13 protein-coding genes are annotated in these 16039 nt (G+C 35.1%); 5 read left to right on the forward strand and 8 right to left on the reverse strand.

Annotated features, from left to right (window positions below; translation table 11 throughout):
* Positions 1-2 precede the first annotated feature (2 nt).
* From Q1A60_RS18150 to Q1A60_RS18170, 5 genes are all read right to left on the reverse strand, one after another.
* A complete protein-coding gene (locus Q1A60_RS18150) occupies positions 3-953 on the reverse strand; it encodes a nitronate monooxygenase (RefSeq protein ID WP_299767760.1) in 951 nt (316 codons plus the stop codon).
* On the reverse strand, positions 950-2575 hold the full coding sequence (locus Q1A60_RS18155) for a S8 family serine peptidase (RefSeq protein ID WP_299767733.1): 1626 nt from the start codon (positions 2573-2575) through the stop codon (positions 950-952). Before Q1A60_RS18155 ends, Q1A60_RS18150 begins: the two co-directional genes overlap by 4 nt.
* A 22-nt stretch (positions 2576-2597) precedes the next feature.
* Positions 2598-3791 (reverse strand): tRNA 2-thiouridine(34) synthase MnmA, encoded by a 1194-nt coding sequence (mnmA, locus tag Q1A60_RS18160; protein ID WP_299767735.1) that lies wholly within the window; start codon positions 3789-3791, stop codon positions 2598-2600.
* Positions 3792-4138: 347 nt separating this feature from the next.
* A complete protein-coding gene (locus Q1A60_RS18165) occupies positions 4139-5524 on the reverse strand; it encodes a DUF3179 domain-containing protein (protein WP_299767737.1) in 1386 nt (461 codons plus the stop codon).
* 67 nt (positions 5525-5591) lie between these two features.
* On the reverse strand, positions 5592-6287 hold the full coding sequence (locus tag Q1A60_RS18170; protein WP_299767739.1) for a hypothetical protein: 696 nt from the start codon (positions 6285-6287) through the stop codon (positions 5592-5594).
* Between the two features lie 68 nt (positions 6288-6355).
* Here Q1A60_RS18170 and Q1A60_RS18175 point away from each other — a divergent pair, with 68 nt between their 5' ends.
* Together Q1A60_RS18175 and Q1A60_RS18180 are read left to right on the forward strand one after the other, a co-directional pair.
* The gene (locus tag Q1A60_RS18175; protein ID WP_299767741.1) at positions 6356-7756 is read left to right on the forward strand and encodes a fasciclin domain-containing protein; all 1401 of its coding nucleotides are present in this window, start codon (positions 6356-6358) and stop codon (positions 7754-7756) included.
* Between the two features lie 385 nt (positions 7757-8141).
* Positions 8142-9542 (forward strand): fasciclin domain-containing protein, encoded by a 1401-nt coding sequence (locus tag Q1A60_RS18180; protein ID WP_299767742.1) that lies wholly within the window; start codon positions 8142-8144, stop codon positions 9540-9542.
* Between the two features lie 141 nt (positions 9543-9683).
* On the opposite strand, the gene Q1A60_RS18185 is transcribed toward Q1A60_RS18180, so the two are convergent.
* Positions 9684-10532, reverse strand: a complete 849-nt coding sequence (locus tag Q1A60_RS18185; RefSeq protein WP_299767744.1) for a type II CAAX endopeptidase family protein — start codon at positions 10530-10532, stop codon at positions 9684-9686.
* Positions 10533-10745: 213 nt separating this feature from the next.
* On the opposite strand from Q1A60_RS18185, the gene Q1A60_RS18190 reads away from it, so the two are divergent.
* Positions 10746-11075: a hypothetical protein gene (locus tag Q1A60_RS18190; protein WP_299767746.1), complete on the forward strand. Its 330-nt coding sequence runs from the start codon at positions 10746-10748 to the stop codon at positions 11073-11075.
* Between the two features lie 6 nt (positions 11076-11081).
* Positions 11082-11240: a hypothetical protein gene (locus Q1A60_RS18195; RefSeq protein WP_299767748.1), complete on the forward strand. Its 159-nt coding sequence runs from the start codon at positions 11082-11084 to the stop codon at positions 11238-11240.
* 67 nt (positions 11241-11307) lie between these two features.
* Here Q1A60_RS18195 and yidC read toward each other — a convergent pair whose 3' ends face one another.
* Positions 11308-13206: a membrane protein insertase YidC gene (gene yidC, locus Q1A60_RS18200; protein ID WP_299767750.1), complete on the reverse strand. Its 1899-nt coding sequence runs from the start codon at positions 13204-13206 to the stop codon at positions 11308-11310.
* Between the two features lie 95 nt (positions 13207-13301).
* Positions 13302-14918, reverse strand: a complete 1617-nt coding sequence (locus Q1A60_RS18205; RefSeq protein ID WP_299767752.1) for a CTP synthase — start codon at positions 14916-14918, stop codon at positions 13302-13304.
* A gap of 248 nt (positions 14919-15166) precedes the next feature.
* Here Q1A60_RS18205 and Q1A60_RS18210 point away from each other — a divergent pair, with 248 nt between their 5' ends.
* Positions 15167-15847 carry a DUF805 domain-containing protein gene (locus Q1A60_RS18210; protein ID WP_299767754.1) on the forward strand — a complete coding sequence of 227 codons (681 nt, stop codon included), beginning with the start codon at positions 15167-15169 and terminating at the stop codon, positions 15845-15847.
* The last annotated feature ends 192 nt before the right edge of the window (positions 15848-16039 follow it).

Here is a 16039-nt window from a genome sequence, read left to right on the forward strand (position 1 = left end):
GTTTATAAATTAGGTACTGCGTTGAGTTCGGTTTTTACTTGATTATATTCGGTGATCATTTCTGAAACAATCTGACCTGCTGGTTTGATATCATGAATCAATCCTGATATCTGACCAATTTCTAGTTCGCCATCTTCCAGATCACCTTCAAACATACCACGTTTTGCACGCGCACGTCCTAAGAGTTCTTTGAGCTGCTCTGGGGTGGGTGATGTTTGATATAAGTCAGCTAACTGAGTATAGAACTTATTCTTGATTAAACGCACAGGTGCCAGTTCTTTCAATGTCAAAACAGTATCTCCTTCTTTTGCATCTACAATCGCTTGTTTAAATAACTGATGTGCGCTCGATTCTTCACTCGCGGCAAATCGGCTACCTACTTGTACACCATCGGCACCTAATACCATAGCCGCAAGCATTCCTCTTCCTGTTCCTATTCCTCCCGCAGCAATTAACGGAATATCAAGCTGTTCTTTTACCATTGGAATCAACGTGAGTGTGGTTGTCTCTTCACGACCATTATGACCTCCAGCTTCAAAACCTTCAGCAACCACGGCATCAACACCTGCAGCTTGTGCTTTCAATGCAAACTTGACACTACTAACTACATGTACGACTTTGACATTGTGCTTTTTAAGATGTGCTGTCCACAGTTTTGGATTCCCAGCACTTGTAAATACAATAGGCACTTTATAATCTACAATCGTTTTCATATGCTCCTCTATATTTGGATAGAGCATCGGGATATTAACCCCAAAAGGTTTATCGGTGGCTTTTTTACATTTCTCTACGTGTTCTACCAATACTTCTGGATACATAGAAGCGGCTCCTATCAATCCTAATCCTCCTGCATTACTTACGGCACTTGCGAGGCGCCATCCGCTATTCCAAATCATTCCGCCTTGGATAAGCGGATATTCTATTCCAAATAAATCTGTGATTTTTCCCACTATTGTTTGATCAGCTTTTGTGTTGTAGAACGTTCTGAATCTTGTATTTGTATGATGTATACCCCTGAAGTCAATGTATTAACATTAATGCTATTATTGGTATTGGTAATCTCTTTTGTTAAGACTCGCTTCCCTAATAAATCATAAACAATAACTGTTGCTTGTGAGTTTCCTTCAGGAAATTGTACTTGAAAGATACTATTGGCAGGATTAGGTGATACGGTATACGCTTTCGCGAAAGCGGACTCCTCAACACTCAATACCACTTCATTAAACGCATCTTCAAAATTTGGGATTCCATACCCCATTTGTGCGGTGGGGTTATTAAATAAGTGCGCTGACTCGCGTACAAATTGCATAATTTCTGCATTGGTACGTTCTGGAAAAGCTTGCCATAAACTCGTTACAGCTCCTGCCATAATAGGCGAACTAAAACTTGTTCCACTACTGGTATCAACATTTCCATTAGCAGTAATAACAGCGCTATTCTGTCCTTTTGCCATAACATCTGGCTTCACACGGCCATCACTAGAAGGACCAATACTACTAAAACTCACATAATTCCCGTTGCTATCTACAGCTCCTACAGTAAGAGCACCAGGTGCATCTGCCGGAGCCGCAATCATACCTGTACCAGAATTTCCTGCACTTGTTACGAGAAGCATTCCTTTTTCAAAGGCGATATTAGAACCTCTAGAAATAAAAGCGGTTTGTCCATCCATATCTTCATAGGTATGACTATAGGCTGGATTATCATATGCACGATATCCTAATGAAGTATTAATGACATCAACGCCTAAACTATCTGCACGTTCTGCAGCTTCTACCCAATAGGACTCCTCTACAGGGTTTTCACTATTGACATCTTCTGTACGGAAACAGTATAAGAATGCATCTGGAGCTGTACCTACAAATTGATCTTCTATAAAACCAACGATATCACTAGCAGTGCGTGTACCATGACTACTATTTGAAAAGGCAAACTCATCATCTACACGGTCTACAAAGTCATATCCATCTAAAAGACGTCCATTATCGCGAACTCTAGCGAAACCCGCATTGGTATCTACACCTGGAAAACCAGAATCCAATACCGCAACGATCATCCCAGCACCTGTAAAGTCTTGCTGATGTAAAAACTCAGCGCTTAGCATAGTGACTTGGTTTTCGGTGGCACCATAATTATAATCAACAAGCTGCTGACCATTAGTATCCTGAGGATCGTCTTTTACAAATCCAAACCCATCTGATGATCCTGTTAAACTATTTAAACTATCATCTGCAAACTCAATACTATCTACAAACTGTAAGCTTCCTAATGCATCTATAGCTTCTTGTGAACCACGTACGTGTACACAGTTAAACCATTTTGATTTTGCTAATACGATAATCCCAGCTTGTTGCTTTACTTGTGTAATGTATGATTCATTGACAGGAACATCACGTTCATCAATAACAACGCCATGCATTTCTTTTCTGTCAATCGCTTCTTGTGTAAGGATACTAATAGGGTTTGCAATGCTTTCTGCAACGTTTTCTTTATCTGCAAAAAACACCCATGCATCTTCTTGTGCGAATGTAATAATAGGAATAAGTAGGAGTACCCAGGGTAATAATCTTTTCATAATCTATAGTTTTTTTATAAAGTTACGAAATAACTCCCGATCCTAGACATGATATTCCATGATACCATGCAACAAATTGCCCTTCGGCAATAGCAGTTTGCGGATTATCAAAGATTACATACATCCCTCCTTCTACTCGATACAAAGTTGCTTTCTCTAAAGGTTGTCTATAGCGTATGCGTGCTTCAACCTCCATAGTCTCATCTACAGCGAGTGTTAAGTCTTCACGTATCCAATGGATTTCTTCTTCTCTTACAAAGAGTCCTTTACGATATAATCCAGGGTGGCTTTTACCTTGTCCTGTATAAATAACATTTTCTTTTACGTCTGTTTCAATCACAAATAAAGGTTCGGCGGTTCCTCCTACAGCAAGTCCTTTACGTTGTCCTTTTGTAAAGTAATGTGCGCCTTGATGTTTGGCAACGACTTTACCGTCTGTAACACTATATACCGGTTTTTCTGCGAGTTGGGGTAAATCCGCTTTCGCGAAAGCGTTGCTAGCCACATCTTCACCCATCATTTGCGGTACAGCTTCTTTAGGAATCTCTACAATCACACCTTCTTTAGGTCGTAATTGCTGTTGAAGAAAATCAGGAAGACGAACTTTCCCTATAAAACATAAGCCTTGCGAATCTTTCTTTCCTGCTGTCACTAAATCTTGTGCTAATGCAATCTCACGTACTTCTGGTTTTTGGAGATGTCCAATAGGAAATAGTGTCTTTGCCAATTGCTCTTGCGATAATTGACACAGGAAATACGACTGATCTTTATTGGAATCGGCTCCAGCCAGTAATTGATGGATTTCTTTTCCATCTTTGACAATGGTTTCTTTCTGACAGTAGTGTCCCGTAGCCACATAATCGGCTCCTAAGCTTAATGCAATTTTCATAAATACATCAAACTTAATCTCACGATTACAAAGTACGTCAGGATTTGGGGTGCGTCCCATCTCGTATTCCTTGAACATATAATTCACAATACGTTCTTTATACTCTTCACTTAGATCTACTGTTTGAAAAGGGATGCCTAGTTTATTTGCTACCAACATAGCATCATTACTATCATCTAACCACGGACATTCATCCGAGATAGTTACTGAATCATCATGCCAGTTCTTCATAAAAAGACCAATGACATTATATCCTTGCTCTTTTAATAAATAGGCAGTTACACTACTATCTACGCCTCCACTAAGACCTACAACTACTGTTTTCATAATTTATGCCCGCGTAGGCGGGTATTCCTTCATTCCCGTTAAAACGGGAATCTCATGTTATTAATTTATTCCCGTCCTTCGACTATCGTTCAGGATAAACTCCGGTAGGAATGTTTTCATATCCACGAAGGTGGATATCTCATCATTTTAGTTCTAATTTCTTTGGTATACGCTTTCGTACTTCAGCAATCTCAGCGTGACAACTTATCTATTTTCTACTTTATACGCTTTCGTACTTCGACAAGCTCAGTATAAACTTCTTCGTCATTTCATTCCTTTAAAGCACATATAACTTCATTTGAAATACATTGCAAAATTACGCAATTATTTACCGTAGAACTATTCCTTTATTTGACAAGTTTTGTATCTGGATATGCTGCTTGCCATCCAAACCAGAACGCATTAAATGTATGGATTCTAGGTCGTACTTCACCCGAACTATTTTCTATACGATCTTCATATATCGTCCATGTATCTCCGCGTAGATCTGTTGCGGTGCTATGTTGATCGTATTTTTTGAAATTTAAATTGGTTGCATCATAGACTCTATTGGCTCCCGTCTTATCTGTAAATACGACAAATCGAGTATCTCCAATGGTAGATTGATATACAGGGTTCTTTTTAAGGTATTTTACAGAAATAGCCAACGGTTGCTCAGGATACTCTGGAAGTCGGATTGCGAGTATGGATTGTTTGTTTTTTAATTTTCCATCTACCGATGGGACATTAAACATCAAGTTGTCATCTGCAAAATAGGCTTGGTAAGCAACGCCTTCTCCATAATCACGTTGGTATCCTGTATTTACCGAAAGTACTTGTGTTTCTGGGTGACGTTTTTTCCATTCTCCCCAGGTTGTAGTGACTACGCTTAGATACTTCATTTGAATTCCCTTTCCAACAAGAGGTCCTACAACGGGTTTTCCTTCTAAGGTGCTCCAAAGGGATTGTGTAGCCTGATCATACATCAATTTATTGGATCGGTATAAAAAACCGCTAGTTCCCATTTGATGTACTGTCCCATTTACCTCACTTTTATAAAGAATTACAGTACCGCATAATGTACAATAAACACCTGTCACTGGGATTCCTCCTACTTCATCTACAAACATTTCATGCCATGCTAATATGCGTTTAGGGTACGCTCTTGCATCTCCATTAACTTCAATACCAAATACAATATGATCATCTTCAAGGTAGCGTGCACGGTTTGCAGGAATCATTGGAGGATTTCGTAACGGCGGAATACCATCTTGTTGCACACCACCCCATCGTATTTCATCCAAACGAATCAAACTACCTTCCTGTCTCCCTTGAAAATAGTTTTCAAATTTAGCATCTAATGATTTATGAAGTTGTGATTTAAAATACGCATACTCGGGAAGTATTTTCTGTTCTTTATTCCAAACGTATTCATACCATTTATTAAAATCGAGTCCAAAATTCTGTCCAGTTTTTTTCTGTAATAACAACGCCATCTTTAGACCTACATCGGTAGAATACCCAAAATACATGACTTCCAATGCCATGATTTCAAATTCAGGTTTCCAGTTTTTTTCAATGGTTTTTAATACCTTTTCTTGCGCAGCCCGGCTAGATGTAGTTACGATATCTAAAAAATAATGTATCTCACTATTAGGAGCTACTTCTTGAGCTTGTAGTGATACCATTGAAGAAAGACTAGCTAATACTCCTATAAAGAGTATCAGTGATACTTTATTTATACTTTGTAACATAGCTTTTCTTTTAAAAGTCGTTACAAGTAGTAAGTGCTAACGTTTACTAACAGAATTTTAACCTGGATTAATGAACACCTCCTATTTTATTAAGGGGGAATTTAACGGTTTTCTCTAGTTTTCCATTTTTATAGTATTTCCAAGTACCGTGTTTCTTATTATCCTTATAATTTCCTTCACGCATAAGAACACCTTCTAGATCGTATAACTTTACAGGTCCTTGTAATTTGCCATTAAGATGTGTATAGGTTTTTACGACAATTCCTTTTTCTGAATAATGAATTTCTTCTCCATTTTCTTTTCCTTGCACATACATTATACGCTGGGCAACAGCTCCGTTTTCGTAGTAAACAATACGTTCGCCATCTAAAAGATTATTGGCATACATCTCTTCTGTCATGACCGTAATTCCATCTTGATGATAATAGACCCACTTCCCTTCACGAGATCGTTCCTTCATTTTCCCTTCACTTACTTTTTTCCCAGCGGTTGTATAAAAAATTACTTCTAAAAGTATATCTCCTTCTGTATATTTTTTGACAGCTGTGGCATGCCCTCCTTTTCTATCGTAGAATTTAAAAACTCCTATTTCTTTCCCATGATCAAAAACTCCTTCATATCGCAACTGTTTTGTTCCATCATAGAATTTATGCCACTTTCCATGCTTTTTATTATTCTCATCTACCTTGTTAAACTCTTGCGCATTTCCTAAAAAACAAATGAAAATACTGCATAGATAAAAAATAAAATTACGTTTACTCATTTTATGAAAATTAAAACAATGATTTGTTTGTGATACACATATATTTGCAAAAATAATAAGTATCAATTATGAAAAAAATTTTACTAAATACTAAGATACTATTCTTAGTTATAACGGCAATAGGTATTATTTCGTGTGCTGATGATGATGATAATGGTAACATTATTGACAACACACCTAGTAATACTATTTTGGACGTTATTATAAACAATCCAAATTATAGTTCTTTTCTTCAAGCTTTAAGTCAAACAGGTGTAAATGCTACGGTAGCAGGTAATGGTACTTTTACTGTATTTGCTCCTAATAACGCGGCTTTTGATGCTTTTTTAGGAGGCACTGCTATAGAAGATGTAGACAACGCTTTACTTACACAGGTAGTATTAAATCACGTTATAAACACTGAACTTTTTGCTGCAGATCTTACTACAGGATATCAAAAAACACTTGCTACAGAAGATGCATCAAATGCGACTATAGACATGTATATTGATACTGCAAATGGTGTTACTCTTAATAACCAATCTTCAGTAATAGCAGCAGATATAGACGCAGACAATGGTGTTTTACACGAGGTAGATATGATTATCGATCTTCCAACTTTAGCAACGTTTGCAACTATAGATCCTTCCTTAGACATACTAGAAGCTGCTTTAACGGATGAAGGAAATACAACATTTACTGATTTATTATCAGATACATCTTTAGATTTTACAGTTTTTGCACCTACAAATGATGCGTTTACAGCTTTCTTAGATGGGGCAACTTTAGATGATATTGATAATGATGTTCTAGGACAAGTGCTTTCTAATCATGTAATTCCAGGGACAGTAGCTATTTCTACTTCTTTAAGCAATTCATATATAAATACTGCTGCTGTATTTAATGGAGATGTAAATGCTCCTATCACTATGTATGTAAATACTGACAATGGTGTATTGCTTAATGGGGCTTCTTCTGTAACGCAAGCAGATATTGTTACTTCAAATGGGGTGATTCATATGGTAGATACTGTTATTCCTCTTCCTGATGTTACAACTTTTGTATTTGCAGATCCTAATCTTTCTATTTTATTAGAAGCAATTATGGCAGATCCAAATGTAGATTATATAGCAGCTTTACAAGCTCCTATAGGAGAAGGCGCTACTCCATTTACAGGTTTTGCTCCTACTAACGATGCATTTACAAATTTGTTTACAGATCTTAATGTAACTGGAATTTCTGATATACCACTTATGGATTTATCTACAATTGTAGAATTACATAATATCATTAATATGAATATTAGAGCCGATGAATTAACAGCTATGGACGGAATGAGCTTTACCACTTTTTCTGGTATTGATATTACTATAGATGCTACAACGCCTGCTATAATAGGTCCTGATGGAGAATCAAGTCTTTTACTTATGACTGATTTACAAACTGCAAATGGTGTCGTTCATACTCTTGACAGAGTTATTAGAAACTAGCTAGAAGAAACATATTTTACATTAAAAACTTCGGTACTTATAAGTATCGAAGTTTTTTTATGGGCATTTTTCACTAGATAATCAGTTAGTTACAGTCTACTTATTATATGTTTTCATAAAAAGTGGCGCAAATAACATCCAAAAAGATATTCTTGACCGTATATAAATTGATTGCAGTCACTAATAGTCTCTATTTAATCAGCCAAAACCCTTTTATTATTTAAAATATTCCCTTGATATTTTATCGCTTTACATTTTAAATAATAAAAACACTCACAACTATTATTACAAAATTTAAATTTTGTTTAACTATTTTAACTTTATTTTAAACATTTTATTTGTTTAACTATTTTAAATTTATGTTAAACAAACAAACACAATATCTATGAAAACATTAATTAATTATGTAAAAATTGCTGTACTCGTTATAGCCTTCACAGGAGTTACTTCTTGTAGTGATGATGATGATAATGGACCTATCATCGAAAATAATTCAAACACAATAGCTGACATTGTTACTAACAATCCCGATTTTAGTTCTTTATTAGCTGCATTACAGCAAACTGGACTCGATGCAACACTTGGAGGGAATGGGAATTTTACTGTTTTTGCTCCAACCAATGCAGCATTTGATACATTTTTAGGAGGTACTCCTTTAGCAGATGTAGACAATGATGTATTAACACAGTTATTACTAAATCATGTCCTTAACGTAGAGCTTGCTTCTACCGCACTCTCTACTGGATATCAAAAGAATCTAGCAACAGAACCATCAAGTGGAGCTAATATAGATATGTACATAGATACAACGAGTGGAGTTGTTATTAATGGACAATCAACAGTATCAACTGCTGATGTAGATGCCGATAATGGGATTGTACATATTGTAGACACTGTCATTGAACTTCCAACGATCGTAACATTTGCAACTACAAATCCTGCGTTAAGTTCATTAGTTGCTGCGCTTACAGATGAAGGAAATACAGCTTTTGTAAACTTACTTTCAGATACAAGTGGAGATTTCACAGTATTTGCTCCTACCAATGATGCTTTTACAACCTTTTTAGATGGTGCTACCTTAGGTGATGTCGATAATGATGTACTTGCACAAGTATTATCTAATCATGTAATTCCAGGGGCAGTCGCTGTTTCTAGTTCTTTAAGCAATTCATATGTAAATACAGCAGCAGTATTCAATGGTGAAATAGATGCTCCAATAAATATGTATATTAATACAGATGATGGTGTTACACTTAACGGTGTATCTAATGTTATTATAGCTGATATTGTAGCTGTAAATGGGGTTGTTCATGTTGTAGACGCTGTAATAGGATTGCCAGATGTAACGACATTTGCAACTGCAGATCCAACATTCTCATCATTAGTAGCTGCATTAACTGCCGATGCTTCTTTTAATTATGTAGGTGCGCTACAAACTCCAAATGGAACAACTCCAGCTCCTTTTACTGTATTTGCACCAACAAATGATGCTTTTGCTGCATTACTAACAGACTTAGGACTTACTGAATTAAGTGAAGTTCCTACAGCTACTCTTGCTGCTACGTTAGAATTACATGTAGTTGCTGAAACAAATGTAAGAGCTGAAGATCTTTCTGGAATTGATGGTGCTGATGTACCAACACTAGGCGGAGGACTTATTACGATAGATGCTGCAACTCCTGCAATTATAGATCCTGATGGAGGTAGTAATGGAATCATTGTTACTAATGTACAGGCTGCAAATGGAGTAATCCACGCGATTAACCGTGTAATAAGAGATTTATAATCCATAATTAGTCCCTTACTGGCAACCAACTTATATGATTACCAACACAATCTCTCGCCAGTATGGTTAAAAGCTTCGATATTTTCAGTTATATCGAAGCTTTTTTTATGTCTTATAATTAAAATAACATTAGCATATTTACTAAGCTAATGCCGGATATGTAAAAAGTAAAAGATGTATCAAATTAAATAAAACATGCAAAAGCATTGATGCTTCTATTCTTTTAGTTTTATAATAAATATAACCATAAAAAAGTCCCGCTACTGATGCAAGGACTATATATATTATTCCGCCGTTATAATGTGCTAATCCAAATGCTAGTGAAGCAACTAACAAACTAATCGCTAACGCATATTTAGAGGATACTGCGTCGTAAACCCTTTGCTGAATAAGTTTTCTAAAAATGGCTTCTTCTGCCAGACACGTAAAAAATAGATTGACTACAATCCATACAGGCATAAAATAAGGAAGCTTAGGTTCAAATTTAGAATACCCTAATACAGTAGCTAAGACAAAAAATAGCAATGCCATAAGTAGCAGATGAATCACTAATTGCTTTGCAATAAATAGCACATTCACTTTTAAATATTTAAAACTAAACCCTATAATAAAAATTCCAACAGCTGTTTTATCTAAATTAAAATAAAGACTATAAGGAACAGCGTGAGGACTTAATCTAACAGCATTTACATATTTATAATTATGAAAGCCAAGAAATGAAAAATGAAGCATCAAAGGAATGGATAGTATAAGTATAGAAAAGAAAACGTATTTATTTTTTGTCTGATAATAGTAGTGTATTATATATCCTACGATACCAATATATATAACTGATATCAATGAAGCGCTTTCAAATACTAAAGCAAATAGGAATGATAGTGTAAGGAAAAATAACCAGAGTGGTATTTTATTGAAAATCTTATACGTAAACCAAATAGAAATAACACTTACAAATAAGAAACCATACGTCAGAATAATTGTTATATCCATAATATCTATGTCATTTCAAAACTAACTGTTATTATAACAATGACCTAATACAAATACTTGATTTTAATTATCTTCTCCATTTGTTGTTATGTTATCAAAATAATATAAAAACTAACAATACCCCTTCAGAAAGCAACACATAGGTAATACTCAATTAACATCATCACAACAAACGTTACCTACTTTTAGTATACTTATTATTAAGTGTTTAAAATGAAAAACACATCTTTCGTTATTATTTTAATGAGTTGTTTGATTATAATGGCCTTTTTATGTATGCCATCCCATCATATCCTTAAATCAGGTAGTATTTCTTTTAAAAGTATGAATGCTCAAAAAGACGAATTTACCATACAAACAACTTCTGTTATTTTTCCTAATACTTATATTTATTTTACAGATACTGAATGGAATGGTACTCATTTTGGAATTGATGAACATACATTGCTTTGGAATTCTGGAGAAGATAGTATTCCGTTAGGTAGTATTATTTATTTTAAGAGTTTCGCATCACATACTATATCCTCTATTGGTAGTACTTAAGGGATATTGAAAATAGCTTCTAAAAAGGAAGCTATTTTCGCCTACCAAGGAACAGCTAGAATGCCCACTCACTTTATTGCAGGCATCGCTTTTAACCCATCTGACTATGGAACATTAGAAAATACAGGACTCATTATAGATTGTACTGCATTTGTTCTTCCTTAAAGATAGCAACTAAAAAAGGTGGCACTTGATTAAGTACCACCTTTTATATCTTAAAAAGAGCAACTAATTATTTCCCTTTAGCGTTCTTTTGCTTTTCAGCTTGCTCCATGATCTCTGCCATTTTCTTTTGGAAACGACCTTGTTTTTTAGGCTTTGCCTTCTTTACTTCAATTTTTGCTTTAATCTTCTCTTCATCAATAATATACTTCTTGATCACTAAGATAATTCCAATAGTAATAAGGTTTGAAATGAAGTAATACAAACTCAATCCACTCGCATAATTATTAAAAAAGAATAACATTAATAATGGGGAGAAGTACATCATATACTTCATCATTTTCCCCATATCTGGCATTCCTTCTTGTGTAGGCTGTTGCATCGCTTGATTTCCTGTTGTTAATCGCATAGAGAAGAAAATAGTCACTGCTGCAAGAATTGGAAATAAACTTATGTGGTTCCCATAAAAACTTGAAATGATAGGGATATTAAAATCCCAAGAAAAAATAGCATCATAAGAACTTAAATCTTCAGCCCATAAGAAACTCTTTCCTCTTAAATCAAATGCAGATGGGAAGAATGTGAATAGTGCATAGAATACGGGTATTTGTAAAAATGCAGGCAAACAACCTGCGGCAGGACTGGCTCCAGCTTTACTATATAAGGCCATTGTCTCCTGCTGTTTCTTCATGGCATTATCCTTATACTTTTCTCCAATAGCAGCAATCTCTGGCTTAAGCACTTTCATTTTTGCTTGAGACACATATTGCTTGTACTGTACAGGAGATAATAACAATTTAATAGATATAGTCATTAAAATAATAGCAATACCTGCTGGTAAAAATCCAGTTAAGAATCCAAAAAACGGAATAACTAAATATTTATTTAAGAATCCAAAAATCCCCCACCCTAATGGCATGGCTTCATCTAGATTACGATCATATTCTTTTAAGATTTTATAATCCGTAGGACCGTAATACATATTCATTGCATAGTTTAACTCTCCATTTTTAGGTTCTAGTAAAAGATCTGCTTTATATTCCTTTGTAAACTCTGTTTCTTGGTCAGCATCTTCTGCTATTTTAAATAAATCAGTAGACGTTAGTTTCGCTTCTTTAAATGGTGTATCTGTTAACAGCATAGAACTAAAGAAATGCTGGCGATAATTCATCCAAGAAAGATCTTTTCGAATCTCATCATCTTCCCCCATTTGACTCAATTTATCTGTTTTCCCATCCTCATACTCATACGTAAGTCGCGTATAACGGTTTTCATACTTAATACTTTTAGCATGGCGCATTCCTTTAAAATCCCATTGCAAACGCATAGGCTGACTTGTATTAAACACACGAGAAAGCCCCTGTGATTTTAGCCCAAAGTCAAGCATATAATCTCCTTGCTTCAACTCGTATCTATACTCTAAAAACTCTGTAGATGATACTTTTAAACGCATCGTTAAGACTTCATTGTCCCCATTTTTAGAAAGCACAGGTTCAAAGAATAGATCTTTTGTATTCAGATTACGATTATCTGTCGTATTAAAAGAAATATTAAATTGGCTATTTCCATCTTTAATTAAGTATACGGGAATAGAATCATAGGTTTTATGTTGTAATAAAGTAGCCTTTACAATGTGTCCTCCTTTATTACTTACTTCTAGTTCTAGTACATCATTTTTCACAACCGTAACACCATCTCTAGCTGTAGGTAGTGTTCCTGAATATGCAAAAGCACCTAGTCTATTTTGCAATTGAGAACGCCCAATAGAATCTGTTGGTGCAACGGTATTTGTAAATTCTTGCGTTGCAACTGCTGGAGTTTCTTGTGTTTGTGCTTCTTGCACTTGTTCCTTCTTTGCTTCTTCTCGAGCTTCAATCTCTTCAGGAGTAGGCCTTGTATACATGATGTATATGATAATAAGCCCCATTAAGAGCATTCCTATAACTGAAGTTCTATCAAATTTTTTCATTAATTGGTGTTGTATAAATCGCTTTTGCGAAAGTAGTATTTCTTACAAGAGATAGCAATTCTATCTCCAAACGTTTATTTTATGCCATAGTGACACTATTTTTTTGTCGAATGTGTTAATGCAGCTTTTACAAATGCCACAAATAATGGATGTGGATTTGCTACTGTACTCTTATATTCTGGATGGTATTGTACACCTACAAACCATGGATGATCTGGCAATTCAATAATTTCAACAAGTCCTGTATTAGGATTTGTTCCTGTTATTTTCATGCCTGCGTCTTCCAATTGGCTTCTATATGCATCATTAAATTCATAACGATGGCGGTGACGTTCTTCTATAACATTCTTCCCATATACACCGCTAACAATACTGTCTTCAGCAAGTGCACATTCCCAAGCTCCTAAACGCATGGTTCCGCCCATATCAGTGATACTTTTCTGCTCTTCCATCAAATCTATTACAGGATATGGGGTTTTGGCATCCATTTCGGTAGAGTTCGCTTTCGCGAAAGCGCACACATTCCTACCATATTCTATTACCGCCATCTGCATTCCTAAACAAATTCCTAAAAACGGAATCTTATGCTCACGTGCATATTGTACCGCTTTAATTTTTCCTTCAATCCCACGTTCTCCAAAACCTGGAGCCACAAGCACACCATCTAGTTTTGAGATTTTATTTTTAATCACCTCATCACTGATGTACTCACTATGTATACTCTCTACTTTTACTTTCACCTCATTTTCTGCACCCGCATGAATAAAAGCTTCTAGTATCGATTTATAAGAATCCTGAAGTTCTACATACTTTCCTATAAGTCCTATTGTAACCTGCGATTTTGGATTTTTATGTTTGGTTAAAAATTCGTTCCAACGCGTTAATGTAGGAACCGTTGTATCGTCCAATCCTAGCTTAGTCAATGTAATTTTATCTAGTCCTTCCTCAAGCATGAGATTAGGTACATCATAAATAGTACTCGCATCTATAGATTCTATAACAGCTTCTTGCTCTACATTACAAAAACGCGCTAATTTAGAACGTAATTCATCATTGAGTTTATGTTCTGTACGACATACTAATATATCTGCTTGAATCCCACTTTCCATGAGTGTTTTCACACTATGTTGCGTTGGTTTTGTCTTTAATTCTCCAGCTGCAGCAAGGTATGGGATAAGTGTCAAGTGTATCACAAGTGAATTTTGTTTCCCTAGCTCCCATTTAAGCTGACGTATACTTTCTATATATGGAAGTGACTCAATATCTCCTACAGTCCCTCCTATCTCAGTAATCACGATATCATAATCGCCACTCTTCCCAAGTATTTGGATACGTTCTTTAATTTCATTAGTAATATGAGGAATTACTTGAACAGTCTTTCCTAAAAACTCTCCTCTACGTTCTTTATCTATCACACTTTGATAAATACGTCCTGTGGTTACATTGTTTGCTTGTGAGGTAGGAACATTTAAAAAACGCTCATAATGTCCTAAATCCAGATCAGTTTCAGCGCCATCATCTGTTACGTAACATTCGCCATGTTCATAAGGATTAAGAGTTCCTGGATCAATATTGATATAAGGATCTAATTTTTGAATTGTTACTCTGTGACCTCGTGCTTGTAAGAGTTTTGCTAGGGATGCGGCAATGATACCTTTACCCAAAGAAGATGATACTCCGCCCGTTACGAAGATGTATTTTGTCGTTGCCATTAATGGAAATCTATGATTCGTTTACGGGGCGTAAAGGTACATAATTTTGTAAGTAGAAGCGGTATTTTTAGAGGGTTATTTTTAGTTGTATTTATAATTATTAAGATATACACGATGTCTATTAATTGAATAACATACATCTCCCATCTAGTACTTTGAATTAAGAACTAAAATTATAAAGACTCTATTCCTTTTAGAATTTTAAATTGTAATATAGCGTATATAACTAACCATAATCAGAAAATTATATGAATAGATATGTAGAAGCATTTAAAAGGTATGCAGAATTTAATGGTAGATCAAGAAGAGAGGAATATTGGATGTTTATTGTGTTCAACTTTTTGTTTTCTATTGTAGCATTTGCACTAGATCACATCTTTGGTATTGCTTTACGAGAAATTGGATATGGCCCAGTTTACATTTTATATGGGCTCGTCGCTTTTATTCCTGGATTAGCTCTTTCCGTTCGTAGACTGCATGATGTTGGAAAAAGCGGTTGGATGCTACTCATTGCTCTTATTCCTTTAATTGGTGCTATCTGGTTACTTGTATTATTTGCAACAGAAGGAGAAGCTACAGATAATCAATATGGTCCTAATCCAAAAGCAACATATGATCATATAGGAGAAACAACTCAGGAAGTAGCTACAGGAAGTGATCATCTAATCTTGTTTGTAGTGATTTGGCTTGTCTTTTCAAGATTCTTTTATTTTTTAATCCCTATAGTAGATATTGATTTTTATTCTACAGAAGTTTATAGAATTATTAGTGTTCTATTTTCTATTATTTGGGGAGCTATTCCTGTAGTATTAGCATTATCGATAAAAGATAAAAAGAAACAAACCATCCTTTTTGTTCTTGCAGGTATCTATGCATTAATGACTATTATAGAAATTGTACAGAACTTTACAGGAAGTTTTTTTTACTAAAAAACATAAAAAATGCCAGAATCAATATTCTGGCATTTTTTATATGTCTTATATTAAACTACACGTTAAAAAGGAAATGCATCACATCACCATCGGCTACGATATAGCCTTAAAAGAATAAAACGGAAAATTCCATAAAATTTGTGCTTCGCAAATACAAATTTTATGGAATAACCACCCTAGCAATTAGGT

The organism is uncultured Dokdonia sp. (assembly GCF_947492535.1).
In the GTDB taxonomy this organism is placed as follows: Bacteria; Bacteroidota; Bacteroidia; order Flavobacteriales; family Flavobacteriaceae; genus Dokdonia.